Origin of the sequence: Streptomyces lomondensis, assembly GCF_014651035.1 — a bacterium.
In the GTDB taxonomy this organism is placed as follows: domain Bacteria; phylum Actinomycetota; class Actinomycetes; order Streptomycetales; family Streptomycetaceae; genus Streptomyces; species Streptomyces lomondensis.
Window position 1 is genome coordinate 219,339 of sequence record NZ_BMWC01000002.1, and the last position, 16,174, is coordinate 235,512.

Genomic DNA, 16,174 nt, shown 5'->3' on the forward strand with positions numbered 1-16,174 from the left:
GATCCGTCGGAACTGAACCGCCACGTGGTGAGTACGTGATCGTGCGGCTTGGTTCACGAGTCATGAGGAAATGATGAGTTCCTACACCCAGCAGGCGTCGGCGGCCGAAGTCGACAGCATACTCGGCGAGTTGTTCACGAACCCGGCGTGCGCCGCCGACCCGTATCCGACCTATCATCGCCTGCGCGAAGTCGCGCCGGTGGCTCGCAGCCAAGCTGGTCACTGGGTCTTGAGCGGGTACGCCCAGGTCGTCGATGTTCTTCGATCGACCGAGGTCGGCAAAGACGTGCAGAGTTTCATCCGCGCTCAAGGCGTCGAGGACTGGGCGGACCACCCGTCTTACACACGCGTACTAGAGCACCTCATATGGTCGAATCCCCCGAAGCACACGCGGCAGCGAAAGCTGATCAGCAAGGGTTTTACAGCTCACTCCATCGCCAAGCTGGAGCCGAAGATCGAGCAACTGGTCGACGAGCTCTTGACGCCTCTCGCCGAGAACGCGGGAGAGGTGGACATTCTCCGTGAGTTCGCCTTCCCGCTGCCGGCCTCGGTGATCAGCGAGATCATCGGAGTGCCCCGGGAAGACTGGCCTCGATTCCAGCAGCTCTTCCGGGACGTGACGCTCGCGATGGAGCCGCGTCCGAGCCCGGCGCAGCTGGCCACCGCAGACAGCGCGGCAATAGCGATCGACGACTACTTCGAAGAGTTGATCGCCAAGCGGCGCAAGCGCCCGGAGGACGACCTCGTCTCGACACTGCTCGCGGCGGAGGACGATGGTGAACAGTTGAGTCACCGTGAGCTCATGAGCTTGGTTCAGTTCCTGTTCGGTGCCGGCTTCGAAAGCACGACGAACCTGATCGGCAACGGCCTCCTGGCCCTGCTTCGCAACCCCGATCAGATGCTCGCCCTGCGTCGCGAACCGGACCTGGCGGCAGGGGCCGTGGAGGAGCTCTTGAGGTATGACGCCTCAGTGCAGCTCAGTCCCCGGACAGCGCGCAACGATCTCCAGCTCGGCGACGTCACGATCCCGGCCGGCGAATCGATCGTGGCGTTGCTCGGCGCAGCGAATCGTGATCCGAGCCGATACCGCGACCCCGATCGCCTGGACGTGCGCCGGACCGATGTCAAGCCGGTTTCCTTCGGGGGCGGCATACATTTCTGCCTGGGAGCAGCCCTTGCCCGGCTCGAAGGTCGTTTTGCCCTACAGGGACTGACACGCAAGTTCTCCCGAATCGAACTCGCCGCGGAACCGGTGTGGAAGCAGTCCTTGACCCTGCACGGGCTCCAGGGGCTTCGAGTCCACCTGACGCCTGCCTAGTGTGACGCGCACGAAAAAGAACGCTCCAGCAGACACCGACAGCCACCGAGAGACTCAAGACCGGGACTTCCGGCGCATCACACCAGACCACGGCGCGCGAAGTTCAGTCTGATCGCCACACAGGAACGAGGACAAGAGTGAATCCCACAGAGGTCAGTGAACCCGGACGGAAGGCTTCCGGCCAGTTCATGAAGCCCCTACTTCCCCTTGCCCTGGCCACCTTCGCGGTCGGCACCGACGCGTTCGTCATCGCCGGCCTGCTACCCGCCATTGCTGCCGATTTCGACGTCAGCATCGCGGCTGCCGGCCAGTTAGTGACAGCATTTGCCCTGACGTTCGCTGTTACCGCACCGGTTCTTGGTTGGTTACTGAGCCCGCTGGACCGTCGCACAGCACTTCAGCTGGCACTGGTCGTGTTCACCGTGGGCAACGCGGTTACCGCGCTGAGTCCCAACTACGAACTGGCGTTGTTCTCCCGTGTCCTCACAGCTGTCGGGGCAGCCACCATTACGGCCACGGCTTCCAGCGCCGCGGTGGCGGTCACGCCGGAGGAACGGCGAGGGCGTGCGATGGCGTTTGTCATCGGCGGACTCACCGTCTCCACAGCACTGGGTATGCCGTTCGGCAACATGATCGGCCATGTCGACTGGCGCCTTACGCTCTGGGCAGTGGCTGCTCTCGGAGTCATCGCAGCAATCGGGACATCGGTGGGTCTGCCCAAAATCACGCTGCCCGCCACGAGCCTCGGCGCGCGCCTGGCGCCGCTCCGTCAGCCCAGGATGATCGTCACCTTGTTGGCGACCCTGCTGGTGATGGGCGGACACTATATGGTCTACACCTACATCGGAGCGGTGACGGCGGATGCCACCGCCGGGACGTTCACCCAGGCACTGACCCTGATTCTGCTGGCGTGGGGTATCGGCGCGGTGGTCGGCAATCTGCTCGCCGGTTACCTCGTGGACAGTCTTCCCACGATTCGCGTCGCGGTTGCGGCACTCGCTGCCGCGACAGTCCTGCTCGCCATCAGCCCTCTCGCGGTCAACAACCTGGCCGTCGTCATCGTGTGGGCCGCAATCTGGGGCGTAACAGACGGAGCCCCATCAGTGATCCAACAATATCGGCTGGTCAGCTTTGCTCCCGCCTCAGCGCCAGTCCTGTTCGGCCTCAACTCCTCCGCAGTCTTCCTGGGCGTGGCTCTGGGCGGCGGACTCGGCGGCATCGCACAGGACTGGCTGCCGGTGACGTCGCTCGGTCTTCCCGCAGCCGTCCTGGCTCTGGTCGCCACCACGCTCACCGTCGTCCACGGGAAGAGGGCCAGGACGGAAACCTCGCCGGAAGCAGCACCGGCCGGCCGATGACCCGACGTTGATGCGACGTCAGGGGGCCAGGGGGGCGGCCTCGTTCTCGAGGCCGCCGCAGAGGCGACAGTGATCGGCCGGCGCCCGCTGAACCAACCCGGCGCCGCCGGCCTCATACATTGAAGCGGAACTCCACCACGTCCCCGTCCTGCATCACATAGTCCTTGCCCTCCATCCGGGCCTTCCCCTTGGCGCGGGCCTCCGCCACCGACCCGGTCTCGACCAGGTCGTCGAAGGAGATGACCTCCGCCTTGATGAAGCCCTTCTGGAAGTCCGTGTGGATGACACCGGCGGCCTCGGGGGCGGTGGCGCCCTTCTTGATGGTCCAGGCGCGGGATTCCTTGGGGCCGGCCGTCAGATAGGTCTGGAGGCCGAGGGTGTTGAAGCCGACGTGGGCGAGCGTGGCGAGGCCGGGCTCTTCCTGGCCGACGGACTGGAGGAGTTCGAGGGCCTCGTCCTCGTCCAGCTCGGCGAGGTCCGCCTCCAGCTTGGCGTTGAGGAAGATCGCCTCGGCGGGGGCGACCAGGGCGCGCTGCTCGTTCTTGAAGTCCTCGTCGACCAGTTCGTCCTCGTCGACGTTGAAGACGTAGAGGAAGGGCTTGGTCGTCAGCAGGTGCAGGTCGTGCAGCAGCTCCGCGCGCTCGCTGTCCTGGACGATGCCGTGCGCGAAGAGCGTGTCGCCCTTCTCCAGGATCTCCTTGGCCTCCTCGACGGCCTTCACCTTCAGCGCGATGTCCTTCTTGATCCTCGACTCCTTCTGGAGGCGCGGCAGGACCTTCTCGATCGTCTGGAGGTCGGCGAGGATCAGCTCGGTGTTGATCGTCTCGATGTCGTCCTTGGGCGAGACCTTGCCGTCGACGTGCACGACGTTCTCGTCCTTGAAGGCGCGGATGACCTGGCAGATCGCGTCGGACTCGCGGATGTTCGCCAGGAACTTGTTGCCCAGGCCCTCACCCTCGGACGCGCCGCGCACGATGCCCGCGATGTCGACGAAGTCGACCGTCGCCGGCAGGACCCGCTCCGAATGGAAGATCTCGGCCAGCTTGGCCAGGCGCGGGTCGGGGACGCCGACGACGCCGACGTTCGGCTCGATGGTGGCGAACGGGTAGTTGGCCGCCAGCACGTCGTTCTTGGTCAGGGCGTTGAACAGGGTCGACTTGCCGACATTCGGCAGACCGACGATTCCGATCGTGAGCGACACGTTGCGACTTCCCGTGAGTGGAGAGGGCCAGGGGGCCAGGAGACCGGCCGATCCACCAGTCTACGGCGTGCCCCCGATCGCCCCGGCGGCATATCGAACGCTTGGCCAAGCCTCGGCCCACGGCGTGTCTGAGGGGCGATTCTGCATATTGAACGACCTAAGTTGGTGCAGTGGAGCAATACAGGACGCGACCTGCCCAGTACGCACCGCGACGCGACCGGCCGAGGCCGCCCCTGCCGCCCCAGGCGAAACGGGGAGCGGGCGGCGGGCCCGTACGGACGGCCCGGCCGCCGGGGCCGCAGCGCCGTCCGGCGCCGGTCCGGCGGCCCGCGCCCGTGCCGGCGCCCACCGCGGGGCGGCTGCCGAACCCGCGGCTGACCGGGCTGGGCAGCGGGCTGTTCTGCGCGGTGGTGATGTTTCTGCTCGGCGCGCTGTGCGCGGCGCTGTTCGGGGCGTCGCTGACGGCGTACGGCGTGCTGTTCCTGCCGGTGTGCGTGCTGACCGCCCTCTGGGTGCGCCGGGGCGACCTGATGACCGCGCCCGTGGTCGTGCCGATCGCCTTCGCCGTGGGTCTGCTGCCGGTGGCCGAGGGCGACGGAGGGGTCGGCGGCAAGCTGATGGGGCTGGTGACCGCGCTCGCCACGCAGGCCGGGTGGCTGTACGGCGGGACCCTGATCGCCGGGCTGATCGTGATCGTCCGGCGGATCAGGCTGGTGCACCGGCGGCGCACGGCAGGAGCCCGCACGCCGGCGTGACAGGCACCGGGGCCCGCACGCCGGTGTAACACGCGCTGGGCCCTCGGGGCGCCGGCAGACACCCCCTAGTGTCCGGCCGCCCGCATCGCCGCGCCCACGATGCCCGCGTTGTTCTGGAGCTGCGCCGGGACGATCTCCGCCTTGATGCCCTCGATGTGGGGCAGGAACTTGTGGGACTTGCGGCTGACGCCGCCGCCGATGATGAACAGGTCAGGCGAGAACAGCATCTCGACATGGGCGAGGTACCTGCGCACGCGGTGCGCCGCCCAGTGCTCCCACGTCATCTCGTGGTCCTCGCGGGCCTTGCTGGAGGCCCGCTTCTCCGCGTCGTGCCCGTCCAGCTCCAGGTGGCCCAGCTCGGTGTTGGGGACGAGGACGCCGTCGGTGAAGACCGCGCTGCCGATGCCCGTGCCGAACGTCAGCACGATGACCGTGCCCCGGCGGCCGCGGCCGGCGCCGAAGTGCATCTCGGCGACGCCCGCCGCGTCCGCGTCGTTCACCACCGTCACGGGCAGCCCGCCCAGCCGCTCGCCGAGCAGGGCGCGCGCGTCGGTGTCGATCCAGCTGTCGTCGACGTTCGCCGCCGTACGGATCATGGCTCCGTCGGTGACCACGCCCGGGAACGTGACCCCGACCGGGCCCGTCCAGCCGAAGTGGTCGACGACCTGCCTGACGCCGTCGGCCACCCCGTCGGGCGTGGCCGGGTGCGGGGTGAGGACCTTGTGGCGCTCCTGCGCGAGGTCGCCCTTGTCCAGGTCGACCGGGGCGCCCTTGATCCCGGATCCGCCGATGTCCACGCCGAAGATCTGCATGGCCCTACGTTACGACGTACGACTGACAGTCATAGCCTGCCGGGAGGTCACTCCCCGGAATCCTCACCGGTCCCGGCCCCGCCACGCTCGGCGACCAGCGCCGCCGCCTCCTCGCGCAGGTCGCGGCGCAGCTCCTTGGGCAGGGAGAACGTGATGGACTCCTCGGCCGCCTTGACGATCTCGACGTCCTCGAAGCCGCGCTGGGAGAGCCACTCCAGGACCTGCTCGACCAGGACCTCCGGGACGGAGGCGCCCGAGGTGACGCCGACGGTGGTCACGCCCTCCAGCCAGGCCTCGTCGATCTCGTCGGCGAAGTCCACGAGGTAGGCCGCGCGGGCGCCCGCGAGCTTGGCGACCTCCACGAGCCGCTTGGAGTTGGAGGAGTTGCGGGAGCCGACCACGATCACCAGGTCCGACTCGGCGCCCATCTGCTTCACGGCCAGCTGGCGGTTCTGCGTGGCGTAGCAGATGTCGTCGCTGGGCGGGGAGATGAGCTGCGGGAACTTCTCCTTCAGTGCGTCGACGGTCTCCATGGTCTCGTCGACGGACAGCGTGGTCTGGGAGAGCCAGACGACCTTGGACGGGTCGCGGACCTCGACCTTCTCGACGTCGCCCGGCCCGTCGACGAGCTGGATGTGGTCGGGGGCCTCGCCGGAGGTGCCGATGACCTCCTCGTGGCCCTCGTGGCCGATCAGGAGGATGTCGTAGTCGTCGTTCGCGAAGCGGACGGCTTCCTTGTGGACCTTGGTGACCAGCGGGCAGGTGGCGTCGATGGTGGCGAGGCGGCCGCGCTCGGCCTCCTCGTGGACGACGGGGGCGACCCCGTGCGCCGAGAACATGACGATGTTGCCCGGAGGGACCTCTTCCGTCTGCTCGACGAAGATCGCGCCCTTCTTCTCCAGGGTCTGCACGACGTACTTGTTGTGGACGATCTCGTGGCGGACGTAGACCGGAGCGCCGTACTGCTCCAGCGCTTTCTCGACGGCGATCACGGCGCGGTCCACACCCGCGCAGTAGCCACGGGGGGCGGCGAGCAGGACACGGCGGCCAGGCGAAGCAGACATGCGTCCCATCGTAAGGCCGCGTTCGGCGGGTCGGAGATCACGCCGCTGTGGAGTCCCTGGGAAGACTGACAGGGCGTGACGTGAGTGACGGGACGCGGGAGCGGAGGCGCGACGGCCAGGGCCGGGACGGCGGCCCCCGATGTCGGCGGCGCCCACTACGCTCGCGGGCATGGCTGTGAACACGTCCGCGGAATCCCCGCTGCCCGTCGGTGAGGTGTCGCGGCTCATCGGGGGGTGGATCGACCGGCTCGGGGCCGTGTGGGTCGAGGGGCAGATCACGCAGTTGTCGCGGCGGCCGGGCGCGGGTGTCGTGTTCCTGACGCTGCGGGACCCGTCGTACGACATCTCCGTCAGCGTCACCTGCTACCGGCAGGTGTTCGACGCCGTCGCGGACGTGGTGAGCGAGGGCGCCCGGGTCGTCGTCCTCGCGAAGCCCGAGTGGTACGCCCCGCGCGGGCAGCTGTCGCTGCGGGCCGCCGAGATAAGGCCGGTCGGCGTCGGTGAGCTGCTCGCGCGCCTGGAGCAGCTGAAGAAGGCCCTGGCGCGGGAGGGCCTGTTCGCGCCGGAGCGCAAGAAGCCGCTGCCGTTCCTGCCGCAGTTGATCGGCCTGGTCTGCGGGCGGGCCTCGGCCGCCGAGCGGGACGTGCTGGAGAACGCCCGGCACCGCTGGCCCGCCGTCCGCTTCGAGGTGCGCAACGTCGCGGTGCAGGGCGTGCACGCCGTGCCGCAGGTCGTGCAGGCCGTGAAGGAGCTCGACGCGATCGACGACGTGGACGTGATCATCGTCGCCCGGGGCGGCGGCAGTGTGGAGGACCTGCTGCCGTTCTCCGACGAGCAGCTGATCCGCACGGTCGCCCAGTGCCGTACGCCCGTGGTGTCCGCGATCGGGCACGAGCCCGACAACCCGCTGCTGGACCATGTCGCCGACCTGCGCGCCTCCACGCCGACCGACGCCGCCAAGAAGGTCGTGCCGGACGTCGGCGAGGAGTACGAGCGGGTGCGGCTGCTGCGGGACCGGGCGCGGCGGTGCGTGGCGGCGCTGGTCGAGCGGGAGGAGCGCGGGCTGGCCCACGCGCTCGCCCGGCCCTCGATAGAGGATCCGCACCGGATGATCGACGAGCGCGCCGACCAGGTGGCGGACCTGCTCGACCGGGGCCGGCGCTGTCTGCGGCACCAGCTCGACCGGGCCGACTCCGAGCTGACGCACACACACGCGCGCGTGGTGGCCCTCTCCCCCGCCGCGACCCTGAAGCGCGGGTACGCCGTGCTCCAGAAGGCGGACGGGCACGCCGTCCGCGACCCCGGCGAGGTGACGGCCGGCGAGGCCCTGCGCGCCCGGGTCTCCGAGGGTGAGTTCTCCGTACGAGTGGACACATAGGGTGAGTGGATGACCAGCGAGGTTGATGAGACGCCGGGCCGGACCGAGGCGCTCGGGTACGAGCAGGCGCGGGACGAGCTGATCGAGGTCGTCCGGCACCTGGAGGCGGGCGGTACGACGCTGGAGGAGTCGCTGGCGCTCTGGGAGCGGGGCGAGGAGCTGGCCAAGGTGTGCCGGCGCTGGCTGGAGGGGGCCCGGGCGCGGCTCGACGCGGCGCTGGCGGAGGAGGCCGCGGAGGAGTCCGGGGACCGAGCGGACGCGGAGTAGCACGGACGGTTCACTGTGAGGTGCGACACGACACGCCAGATTTGATTGAACGTTGAACTTCATTCCCGTACGGTCGAAGACATCAGCCGTACCCGCTCGAGAAGGTTCCTTCATGTCTCTCGTCCTTGACCCCGCCGCCCAGGACCTGCTCTTCCGCGAGGCCCGCACCGCCAACACGTTCACCGACGAGCCGGTGACCGACGAGCAGGTGCAGGCGATCTACGACCTGGTCAAGTACGGCCCGACCTCGATGAACCAGTCGCCGCTGCGCGTCACGCTGGTCCGCTCCGCCGAGGCCCGCGAGCGCCTGGTGCAGCACCTGGCCGAGGGCAACCAGGCCAAGACCGCCGCCGCCCCGCTGGTCGCGATCCTCTCCGCGGACAACGAGTTCCACGAGGAGCTGCCCGCGCTCTTCCCGCACTTCCCGCAGGCCAAGGACGCCTTCTTCGGCGAGCGGGCCGTCCGCGAGAACAGCGCCGCGCTGAACGCCACCCTCCAGGCCGCCTACTTCATCATCGGCGTCCGCGCGGCCGGTCTGGCCGCCGGTCCCATGACGGGCGCCGACCTGGAGGGCATCCGCAAGGAGTTCCTGGACGACGACCACACCCCGCTGATGGTCGTCAACATCGGCCGGCCGGGCCCGGACGCCTGGTTCCCGCGCTCCCCGCGCCTGGAGTTCGACCAGGTCGTCACGACCGTCTGACCGACGCGCACGGTCTGACCGACGCGCACGAGAAAGGCCCCCGGTACACGCCGGGGGCCTTCTCCATGGGTACCTCCATGGGTACGGGGTCTCACTCCGTCTTCAGCGCGTCCGCCATCTTCGTCAGCTGCGCGAACGACGCGGTGCCCGTGACGACCGTCGTCGAGCCCTCGGTGCCCTCCAGGACCAGCGCGTCGTACCGGCCGCCCTCCCAGCGGGTCCACGTCCTGCCGTCGATCTTCTCGGTCTTCCCGGTCTCCCGCGCGCCCTGTGTGGCCTCGTCGATGAAGACCGGGCGCCGCTGAGTGGACTGCTCGACCGCCACGTACTCCCCCTCGGGGTCGTGGAAGCCGAGGTGCCAGGCGTCGAAGTCGTCGCCCTGGAAGCGGACGGAGGTGGCCTTCCAGGTGTCGGGCAGGCCCTGGGGCGCGGCGATGGGGTACGAGGCGGCGCGGCGTGCCGTGAGCAGCTCGACCCGGTAGTCGACGCGCTTGAGGTCGGGCGGGCTGTCGTCGTGCGGGATGAAGAGGTATATGACGCCCGCCACGAGGACGATGACCCCCATCGAGAGGATCATGTCCCGCGCCGTCTTCTGCTTGCCGTTCGTACCTGCCACGCCCCCTATCGTCGCAGGTCTCCGCCGCGCTCATCCGTGGGGGCCCCTGCTCATTTTGCCGCCTCGGCGATAGAGTCGGTCGAACAACACCCTCATCCGGCCGTCGTCGTACAGAAAGGTGCGCTCCGATGACCGAGCATCATCACTTGCCGTCCGAACTCGATGTGCCCTCCGAGGCCCCCGACCGCAACCTCGCCCTGGAACTGGTCCGGGTGACCGAGGCGGCGGCGATGGCCGCGGGCCGCTGGGTCGGACGCGGTGACAAGAACGGCGCCGACGGTGCCGCGGTGCGTGCCATGCGGACCCTCGTCTCCACCGTCTCGATGAACGGCGTCGTCGTCATCGGCGAGGGCGAGAAGGACGAGGCCCCGATGCTGTTCAACGGGGAGCGCGTGGGCGACGGGACCGGGCCCGAGTGCGACATCGCCGTCGACCCGATCGACGGCACCACGCTGACCGCGAAGGGCATGACCAACGCGATCGCGGTGCTGGCCGCCGCCGAGCGTGGGTCCATGTTCGACCCGTCCGCCGTGTTCTACATGGACAAGCTCGTCACCGGGCCCGAGGCGGCCGACTTCGTCGACATCAACGCGCCGGTGTCGGTGAACATCCGCCGGGTCGCCAAGGCCAAGCGGTCCGCGCCGGAGGACGTGACGGTGGTGATCCTCGACCGGCCGCGGCACGAGGGCATCATCAACGAGATCCGGGAGACCGGTGCGCGCATCAAGCTGATCTCCGACGGCGATGTGGCCGGCTCGATCCTGGCGCTGCGCGAGGGCACGGGTGTCGATCTGCTGCTCGGCATCGGCGGTACGCCGGAGGGCATCATCTCGGCCTGTGCGGTGAAGTGCCTGGGCGGCACGATCCAGGGCAAGCTGTGGCCCAAGGACGACGAGGAGCGGCAGCGGGCGATCGACGCGGGGCATGATCTCGACCGGGTGCTGACGACGGAGGACCTGGTCACCGGGGAGAACGTGTTCTTCGTGGCGACGGGGATCACGGACGGGGAGTTGCTGCGGGGGGTCCGGTACCGGGCCGAGACCGCTACGACCGACTCGATCGTGATGCGGTCCCGGTCGGGCACGGTGCGGAGGATCGATTCCGAGCATCGGCTGAGCAAGCTGCGGGCTTACAGCGCGATCGACTTCGACAAGGGGAAGTAGCGCCTGTCGGGCGGGGGGTGCGGGTTGTCGGGCGGCTGCGGGCACGATGTGGCTGGTCGCGCCCACGCGGCGGAGCCGCAAATCCAACACAGTCCCGCGCCCCTGAAGGTGCGGCCCCTGAAGTCTGCTGAAAAGTAAAGGGCGTCCCCGGTGCGGTGGGGACGCCCTTTCGTGCTGCTCGGCTGTCAGCCCGCTGCTGCTATGCGGTCTGTCGCTCGGGCCGCCTTCTTCAGTTCCAGGTCGCGGCGGCGGCGTCGGGCCAGGACCACGCGGCGTTCGGCGGCGGTGAGGCCGCCCCAGACGCCGTAGGGCTCGGGCTGGAGCAGGGCGTGTTCGCGGCATTCGACCATGACCGGGCAGCGGGCGCAGACCCGTTTCGCCGCCTCCTCGCGGGAGAGCCGCGCGGCGGTGGGCTCCTTGGAGGGGGCGAAGAACAGGCCGGCCTCGTCACGACGGCACACCGCCTCGGTGTGCCACGGGGCGTCTTGGTCCCTGTCTCGCGCTGGCACCCGCGGGGCCGGAACGGCAGCTACCTGCAGGGACGAATGCGGCGGTTGCAGCACGGTCTACTCCTGACGACGGCTTCGCGAGCGAGAGACGATGCAGCAAGGCCTACCCGCTGTGCGCGCGCCTATGCACTGAGTTCCGAACCGCTGGTTTCGCCCCCGTTTTCGGGGTCCGTGGGGTGGCGTCACCGGAGACCGATTTGCCCCGGGCCTCGGCCGGATTCGCGACTGTCAATGGCCCAGGTGTTTGCGCAAACCCTTGTCGACCTTGCGTTGCACCCGGTCCAGGATGTCCGCGACGACCTTGCCGCGCCGGGGCCGCGCCTCGATGCTGCCCAGGAGGGCCCATCCGTCGATGTAGACGACCGGGGCCTCCGGTTCGCCCGAGTCGAGGGTGTCCACCTCGAAGCTGCCGAGCACGCCGCCGCCCATGCCGCGCAGCGACACGTTCTCCGGGACGCGGATCTCGACGCTGCCGAAGAGCGCGAACGACTTGACGACGACCTGCTGGTGGTCGAAGAGCGCCTCGCTGAGGTCGATCTCGACGCTGCCGAAGATCGCGTACGCGTGGATCCGGCGGCCCGCGCGCCAGCGGCCCTTGCGGACGGCGCTGCTGAAGATCGCGACCACGTTGTCGTCCGGGTCGATCGGGATGGCGCCGGCCGTGGGGCGGTACGGGGCCGGAGCCGGGCCGGGGCCCTGGCGGTGGGCGGCGGGCAGGTCCCGTATGAAGACCTCCAGTTCGCCGACCGTCTTCGCGCGCAGCACCCCCTCGACGCGCTCGGCGTGCTCGTCGGCGGTGAGACGGCCCTCGGCGAGGGCGTCGTGCAGGAGGTCGGCGATGCGGTCGCGCTCGGCGTCGGAGGCGCGGAACTCGGAGACGGCGGGCGCGGCCTGCGGGTGAAGGTCCTGCTTCTGAAGGTCCACGACAGCAGCGTACCCAAACACGATAGATCGCGACACCCCCTGTGTCGCGGCCGACCGTGACGAACTGAGCCTTACCTCACAAGGTCGCCGTCAGCGGCAGGTTCTAGTCTGGTGGGCGCTCGCCGAAGGAGGCGGGCCGCCGTCTGCCGAGTGAGGAATGGGCTGAGATGCCTGAGTTCGCGTACACCGATCTGCTCCCCCAGGGAGAGGACACCACGCCCTACCGGCTGGTGACCTCCGAGGGTGTCTCCACGGTCGAGGGCCCGGACGGACGGACCTTCCTCAAGGTGGAGCCGGAGGCGCTGCGCAAGCTCGCCGAGGAGGCCATCCACGACATCCAGCACTACCTGCGCCCGGCCCACCTCGCGCAGCTGCGCCGGATCATCGACGACCCCGAGGCGTCGTCCAACGACAAGTTCGTGGCGCTGGACCTGCTGAAGAACGCCAACATCGCGGCCGCGGGCGTCCTCCCCATGTGCCAGGACACGGGCACGGCCATCGTGATGGGCAAGCGCGGGCAGAACGTGCTGACCCAGGGCCGCGACGAGGAGGCGCTGAGCCGCGGCATCTACGACGCGTACCAGAACCTGAACCTGCGCTACTCGCAGATGGCTCCGCTCACCATGTGGGAGGAGAAGAACACCGGCTCCAACCTCCCCGCGCAGATCGAGCTGTACGCGACCGACGGCGGCGCCTACAAGTTCCTGTTCATGGCGAAGGGCGGCGGCTCGGCCAACAAGTCGTTCCTGTACCAGGAGACGAAGGCCGTCCTGAACGAGGCCTCCATGATGAAGTTCCTGGAGGAGAAGATCCGTTCGCTGGGTACGGCGGCCTGCCCGCCGTACCACCTGGCGATCGTGGTCGGCGGTACGTCCGCCGAGTACGCGCTGAAGACCGCCAAGTACGCCTCCGCGCACTACCTGGACGAGATCCCGGCCGAGGGCTCGGAGCTCGGGCACGGCTTCCGGGACAAGGAGCTGGAGCAGAAGGTCTTCGAGCTGACGCAGAAGATCGGCATCGGCGCGCAGTTCGGGGGCAAGTACTTCTGCCACGACGTGCGCGTGGTGCGCCTGCCCCGGCACGGCGCCTCCTGCCCCGTCGCCATCGCCGTCTCCTGCTCCGCGGACCGCCAGGCCGTCGCGAAGATCACCGCCGAGGGCGTCTTCCTGGAGCAGCTGGAGACGGACCCGGCGCGGTTCCTGCCGGAGACCACGGACGAGCACCTCGACGAGTCCTCGGACGTCGTGAAGATCGACCTGAACCAGCCGATGGAGACGATCCTCGCCGAGCTCACCAAGTACCCCGTGAAGACCCGCCTCTCGCTGACCGGCCCGCTGGTCGTCGCCCGCGACATCGCGCACGCCAAGATCAAGGAGCGGCTGGACGCGGGCGAGGAGATGCCGCAGTACCTGAAGGACCACCCGGTGTACTACGCCGGTCCGGCCAAGACGCCCGAGGGCTACGCGTCCGGCTCCTTCGGCCCGACGACGGCCGGCCGGATGGACTCCTACGTCGAGCAGTTCCAGGCGGCGGGCGGCTCCAAGGTGATGCTGGCCAAGGGCAACCGCAGCAAGCAGGTCACGGACGCGTGCGCCGCGCACGGCGGCTTCTACCTGGGCTCCATCGGCGGCCCGGCCGCGCGTCTCGCCCAGGACTGCATCAAGAAGGTCGAGGTCGTCGAGTACGAGGAGCTCGGCATGGAGGCCGTCTGGGAGATCGAGGTCGAGGACTTCCCGGCGTTCATCGTCGTCGACGACAAGGGCAACGACTTCTTCCAGGACCCGGCCCCGGCCCCCACGTTCACCTCCATTCCGGTACGGGGTCCCGGACTCGCCTGACGAGGGCGGTGACGAATCGCCTCCACGGGGAACAGTGGTCGCGGCGCGGACGCTGTGACACGTGGAGGTGATCGTCGATGACCGACGAGCAGGACAGGACCGAGTACCGCACCGAGCACGACTCCATGGGCGAGGTGCGGGTGCCCGCCCACGCCAAGTGGCGTGCTCAGACCCAGCGCGCGGTGGAGAACTTCCCGGTCTCCGGGCAGCGCATCGAGCGCGCGCACATCGAGGCGCTGGCCCGGATCAAGGGCGCGGCGGCCAAGGTCAACGCCGAGCTGGGGGTCCTGGACAAGGACATCGCCGGGGCGATCCAGGAGGCGGCCGGGGAGGTCGCCGCGGGCAGGTGGGACGAGCACTTCCCCGTCGACGTGTTCCAGACGGGGTCCGGGACCTCGTCCAACATGAACACCAACGAGGTCATCGCCACCCTGGCCAGTGAGCGGCTCGGGCGCCCCGTGCACCCGAACGACCACGTCAACGCCTCCCAGTCGTCCAACGACGTCTTCCCCTCCTCCCTCCACATCGCCGCCACCGCCGCCGTGACGCGCGACCTGATCCCGGCCCTGGACCATCTCGCCGGCTCCCTGGAGCGCAAGGCCGAGGAGTTCGCCGACGTCGTGAAGTCCGGGCGGACGCACCTGATGGACGCCACGCCCGTGACGCTGGGGCAGGAGTTCGGCGGGTACGCGGCCCAGGTGCGGTACGGCATCGAGCGGCTGGAGGCGTCCCTTCCCCGGCTCGCCGAACTGCCCCTCGGCGGCACGGCCGTCGGCACCGGCATCAACACCCCGCCCGGTTTCTCGGCCGCCGTGATCGAGGAGGTCGCCCGGACGACCGGGCTGCCGCTGACCGAGGCGCGGAACCACTTCGAGGCGCAGGGCGCCCGGGACGGCGTCGTCGAGACCAGCGGGCAGCTGCGGACCATCGCGGTCGGGCTGACGAAGATCGCCAACGACCTGCGCTGGATGTCCTCCGGGCCGCGCACGGGGCTCGCCGAGATCGCCCTGCCCGACCTCCAGCCCGGCTCCTCGATCATGCCGGGCAAGGTGAATCCGGTCATTCCGGAGGCCGTGCTCATGGTGTGCGCGCAGGTCGTCGGCAACGACGCCACCGTCGCCACCGCCGGCGCCGCCGGGAACTTCGAGCTCAACGTGATGCTGCCGGTCATCGCGAAGAACGTGCTGGAGTCGATCCGGCTGCTCGCCAACGCGACGCGGCTGCTCGCCGACCGCACCGTCGACGGCATCACCGCCAACCGCGAGCGGGCGCGGGAGTACGCCGAGTCCTCCCCCTCCGTCGTGACGCCGCTCAACAAGTACATCGGGTACGAGGAGGCCGCGAAGGTCGCCAAGAAGGCGCTGGCCGAGCGGAAGACGATCCGTCAGGTCGTCCTGGACAGCGGGTACGTGGAGCGCGGCGACCTGACCCTGGAGCAGCTCGACGAGGCGCTGGATGTCCTGCGGATGACGCACCCGTGACGTTTCGCGGAGCACGTACGCCCGGCGCGTGAACCGTGACACGCGCCGCAGCGTCGTATGCCTACGGCACCTAATATCTGTGCATGGCAGAGGGCGGAGCGGTGAGACGCGTGGAAACGGGTGGTGCGGCGGGCTTCTGGGCCCCCGGGAGCCGGATCCTGTGGCGGTACCGGGAGAACGGCGGCGCGCACGTCCACATCGCGCGCCCCGTCACCGTCGTACGGGACGACGCGGAGCTGCTCGCCGTGTGGCTGGCGCCCGGCACCGAGTGCGTGAAGCCGGTGCTCGCCGACGGCACCCCCGTGCACCTGGAGCCGCTTCAGACGCGTTACACCAAGCCGCGGACCGTGCAGCGCGACCGCTGGTTCGGCACGGGGGTCCTCAAGCTCGCCCGGCCCGGCGAGCCCTGGTCGGTGTGGCTGTTCTGGGAGCCGGGCTGGCAGTTCAAGAACTGGTACGTGAACCTGGAGGCGCCGCTGTCCCGTTGGGCGGGCGGCGTCGACTCGGAGGACCATTTCCTGGACATCTCCGTGCATCCCGACCGCAGTTGGCACTGGCGCGACGAGGACGAGTTCGCCCAGGCCCGGAGGGACGGGCTGATGGACGACCAACAGGTCGAAAAGGTACGGGCGGCGGGGCGGGCCGCGGTGGAGGTGATCCGCGCCTGGAGGCCGCCGTTCTCGGAAGGCTGGCAGCACTGGCGCCCGGATCCGTCCTGGGGGGTACCGTCACTGCCGGAGGACTGGGACCGTACGCCCGCGCATCTGTCCTCATGAGACCCTTGATG

General features: G+C 69.3%; 16 protein-coding genes. 10 read left to right on the forward strand and 6 right to left on the reverse strand.

Annotated elements, in window-relative coordinates; translation table 11 throughout:
* Positions 1–73: 73 nt before the first annotated feature.
* Both IE255_RS08400 and IE255_RS08405 read left to right on the forward strand, forming a co-directional pair.
* On the forward strand, positions 74–1,318 hold the full coding sequence (locus IE255_RS08400) for a cytochrome P450 (RefSeq protein WP_190049551.1): 1,245 nt from the start codon (positions 74–76) through the stop codon (positions 1,316–1,318).
* Positions 1,319–1,455: 137 nt separating this feature from the next.
* Positions 1,456–2,676: an MFS transporter gene (locus IE255_RS08405; protein WP_190049552.1), complete on the forward strand. Its 1,221-nt coding sequence runs from the start codon at positions 1,456–1,458 to the stop codon at positions 2,674–2,676.
* 112 nt (positions 2,677–2,788) lie between these two features.
* Here IE255_RS08405 and ychF read toward each other — a convergent pair whose 3' ends face one another.
* Positions 2,789–3,877: a redox-regulated ATPase YchF gene (gene ychF / locus IE255_RS08410; RefSeq protein WP_190049553.1), complete on the reverse strand. Its 1,089-nt coding sequence runs from the start codon at positions 3,875–3,877 to the stop codon at positions 2,789–2,791.
* Positions 3,878–4,047: 170 nt separating this feature from the next.
* Here ychF and IE255_RS08415 point away from each other — a divergent pair, with 170 nt between their 5' ends.
* Entirely contained in the window at positions 4,048–4,632 is a 585-nt protein-coding gene (locus IE255_RS08415) for a DUF6542 domain-containing protein (protein WP_190049554.1), read from the forward strand.
* 65 nt (positions 4,633–4,697) lie between these two features.
* Here the strand turns inward: IE255_RS08415 and ppgK are convergent, their stop codons facing one another.
* On the reverse strand, positions 4,698–5,444 hold the full coding sequence (gene ppgK / locus IE255_RS08420; protein ID WP_190049555.1) for a polyphosphate--glucose phosphotransferase: 747 nt from the start codon (positions 5,442–5,444) through the stop codon (positions 4,698–4,700).
* Between the two features lie 47 nt (positions 5,445–5,491).
* Positions 5,492–6,517, reverse strand: coding sequence for a 4-hydroxy-3-methylbut-2-enyl diphosphate reductase (locus IE255_RS08425; protein WP_190049556.1), 1,026 nt, complete (start codon positions 6,515–6,517; stop codon positions 5,492–5,494).
* A 160-nt stretch (positions 6,518–6,677) separates the two neighbouring features.
* Here IE255_RS08425 and xseA point away from each other — a divergent pair, with 160 nt between their 5' ends.
* From xseA to IE255_RS08440, 3 genes are all read left to right on the forward strand, one after another.
* Positions 6,678–7,886: an exodeoxyribonuclease VII large subunit gene (gene xseA, locus IE255_RS08430; RefSeq protein ID WP_190049557.1), complete on the forward strand. Its 1,209-nt coding sequence runs from the start codon at positions 6,678–6,680 to the stop codon at positions 7,884–7,886.
* A gap of 9 nt (positions 7,887–7,895) precedes the next feature.
* Complete coding sequence (locus IE255_RS08435; protein WP_190049558.1) at positions 7,896–8,153, forward strand: exodeoxyribonuclease VII small subunit; 258 nt, start codon at positions 7,896–7,898, stop codon at positions 8,151–8,153.
* 112 nt (positions 8,154–8,265) lie between these two features.
* On the forward strand, positions 8,266–8,856 hold the full coding sequence (locus IE255_RS08440) for a malonic semialdehyde reductase (RefSeq protein WP_190049559.1): 591 nt from the start codon (positions 8,266–8,268) through the stop codon (positions 8,854–8,856).
* A 91-nt stretch (positions 8,857–8,947) separates the two neighbouring features.
* Here IE255_RS08440 and IE255_RS08445 read toward each other — a convergent pair whose 3' ends face one another.
* Positions 8,948–9,472, reverse strand: coding sequence for a DUF4245 domain-containing protein (locus tag IE255_RS08445; protein ID WP_190049560.1), 525 nt, complete (start codon positions 9,470–9,472; stop codon positions 8,948–8,950).
* A gap of 128 nt (positions 9,473–9,600) precedes the next feature.
* On the opposite strand from IE255_RS08445, the gene glpX reads away from it, so the two are divergent.
* Entirely contained in the window at positions 9,601–10,635 is a 1,035-nt protein-coding gene (gene glpX / locus IE255_RS08450) for a class II fructose-bisphosphatase (RefSeq protein WP_190049561.1), read from the forward strand.
* Positions 10,636–10,820: 185 nt separating this feature from the next.
* Here glpX and IE255_RS08455 read toward each other — a convergent pair whose 3' ends face one another.
* Both IE255_RS08455 and IE255_RS08460 read right to left on the reverse strand, forming a co-directional pair.
* A complete protein-coding gene (locus IE255_RS08455) occupies positions 10,821–11,198 on the reverse strand; it encodes a WhiB family transcriptional regulator (protein ID WP_190049562.1) in 378 nt (125 codons plus the stop codon).
* Between the two features lie 174 nt (positions 11,199–11,372).
* Positions 11,373–12,068 carry a DUF1707 SHOCT-like domain-containing protein gene (locus IE255_RS08460; protein WP_190049563.1) on the reverse strand — a complete coding sequence of 232 codons (696 nt, stop codon included), beginning with the start codon at positions 12,066–12,068 and terminating at the stop codon, positions 11,373–11,375.
* Positions 12,069–12,235: 167 nt separating this feature from the next.
* Between IE255_RS08460 and IE255_RS08465 the strand changes: the two genes are divergently transcribed.
* The 3 genes from IE255_RS08465 to fomD all read left to right on the forward strand — a co-directional run bounded on the left by IE255_RS08465 (position 12,236) and on the right by fomD (position 16,163).
* Complete coding sequence (locus tag IE255_RS08465) at positions 12,236–13,906, forward strand: fumarate hydratase (RefSeq protein WP_190049564.1); 1,671 nt, start codon at positions 12,236–12,238, stop codon at positions 13,904–13,906.
* A 77-nt stretch (positions 13,907–13,983) separates the two neighbouring features.
* Positions 13,984–15,387 (forward strand): class II fumarate hydratase, encoded by a 1,404-nt coding sequence (locus tag IE255_RS08470; RefSeq protein WP_190049565.1) that lies wholly within the window; start codon positions 13,984–13,986, stop codon positions 15,385–15,387.
* Between the two features lie 83 nt (positions 15,388–15,470).
* A complete protein-coding gene (gene fomD / locus IE255_RS08475) occupies positions 15,471–16,163 on the forward strand; it encodes a cytidylyl-2-hydroxypropylphosphonate hydrolase (protein ID WP_190049566.1) in 693 nt (230 codons plus the stop codon).
* Positions 16,164–16,174: the final 11 nt, after the last annotated feature.

What these genes read in the sequence shown, in the direction of transcription:
- IE255_RS08425 (WP_190049556.1), bottom strand. Translation starts at nt 6,517, where the DNA reads ATGGGACGCATGTCTGCTTCGCCTGGCCGCCGTGTCCTGCTCGCCGCC.
- IE255_RS08435 (WP_190049558.1), top strand. Translation starts at nt 7,896, where the DNA reads ATGACCAGCGAGGTTGATGAGACGCCGGGCCGGACCGAGGCGCTCGGG.
- IE255_RS08470 (WP_190049565.1), top strand. Translation starts at nt 13,984, where the DNA reads ATGACCGACGAGCAGGACAGGACCGAGTACCGCACCGAGCACGACTCC.
- IE255_RS08465 (WP_190049564.1), top strand. Translation starts at nt 12,236, where the DNA reads ATGCCTGAGTTCGCGTACACCGATCTGCTCCCCCAGGGAGAGGACACC.
- fomD (WP_190049566.1), top strand. Translation starts at nt 15,471, where the DNA reads ATGGCAGAGGGCGGAGCGGTGAGACGCGTGGAAACGGGTGGTGCGGCG.
- xseA (WP_190049557.1), top strand. Translation starts at nt 6,678, where the DNA reads ATGGCTGTGAACACGTCCGCGGAATCCCCGCTGCCCGTCGGTGAGGTG.
- glpX (WP_190049561.1), top strand. Translation starts at nt 9,601, where the DNA reads ATGACCGAGCATCATCACTTGCCGTCCGAACTCGATGTGCCCTCCGAG.
- IE255_RS08440 (WP_190049559.1), top strand. Translation starts at nt 8,266, where the DNA reads ATGTCTCTCGTCCTTGACCCCGCCGCCCAGGACCTGCTCTTCCGCGAG.
- IE255_RS08400 (WP_190049551.1), top strand. Translation starts at nt 74, where the DNA reads ATGAGTTCCTACACCCAGCAGGCGTCGGCGGCCGAAGTCGACAGCATA.
- ppgK (WP_190049555.1), bottom strand. Translation starts at nt 5,444, where the DNA reads ATGCAGATCTTCGGCGTGGACATCGGCGGATCCGGGATCAAGGGCGCC.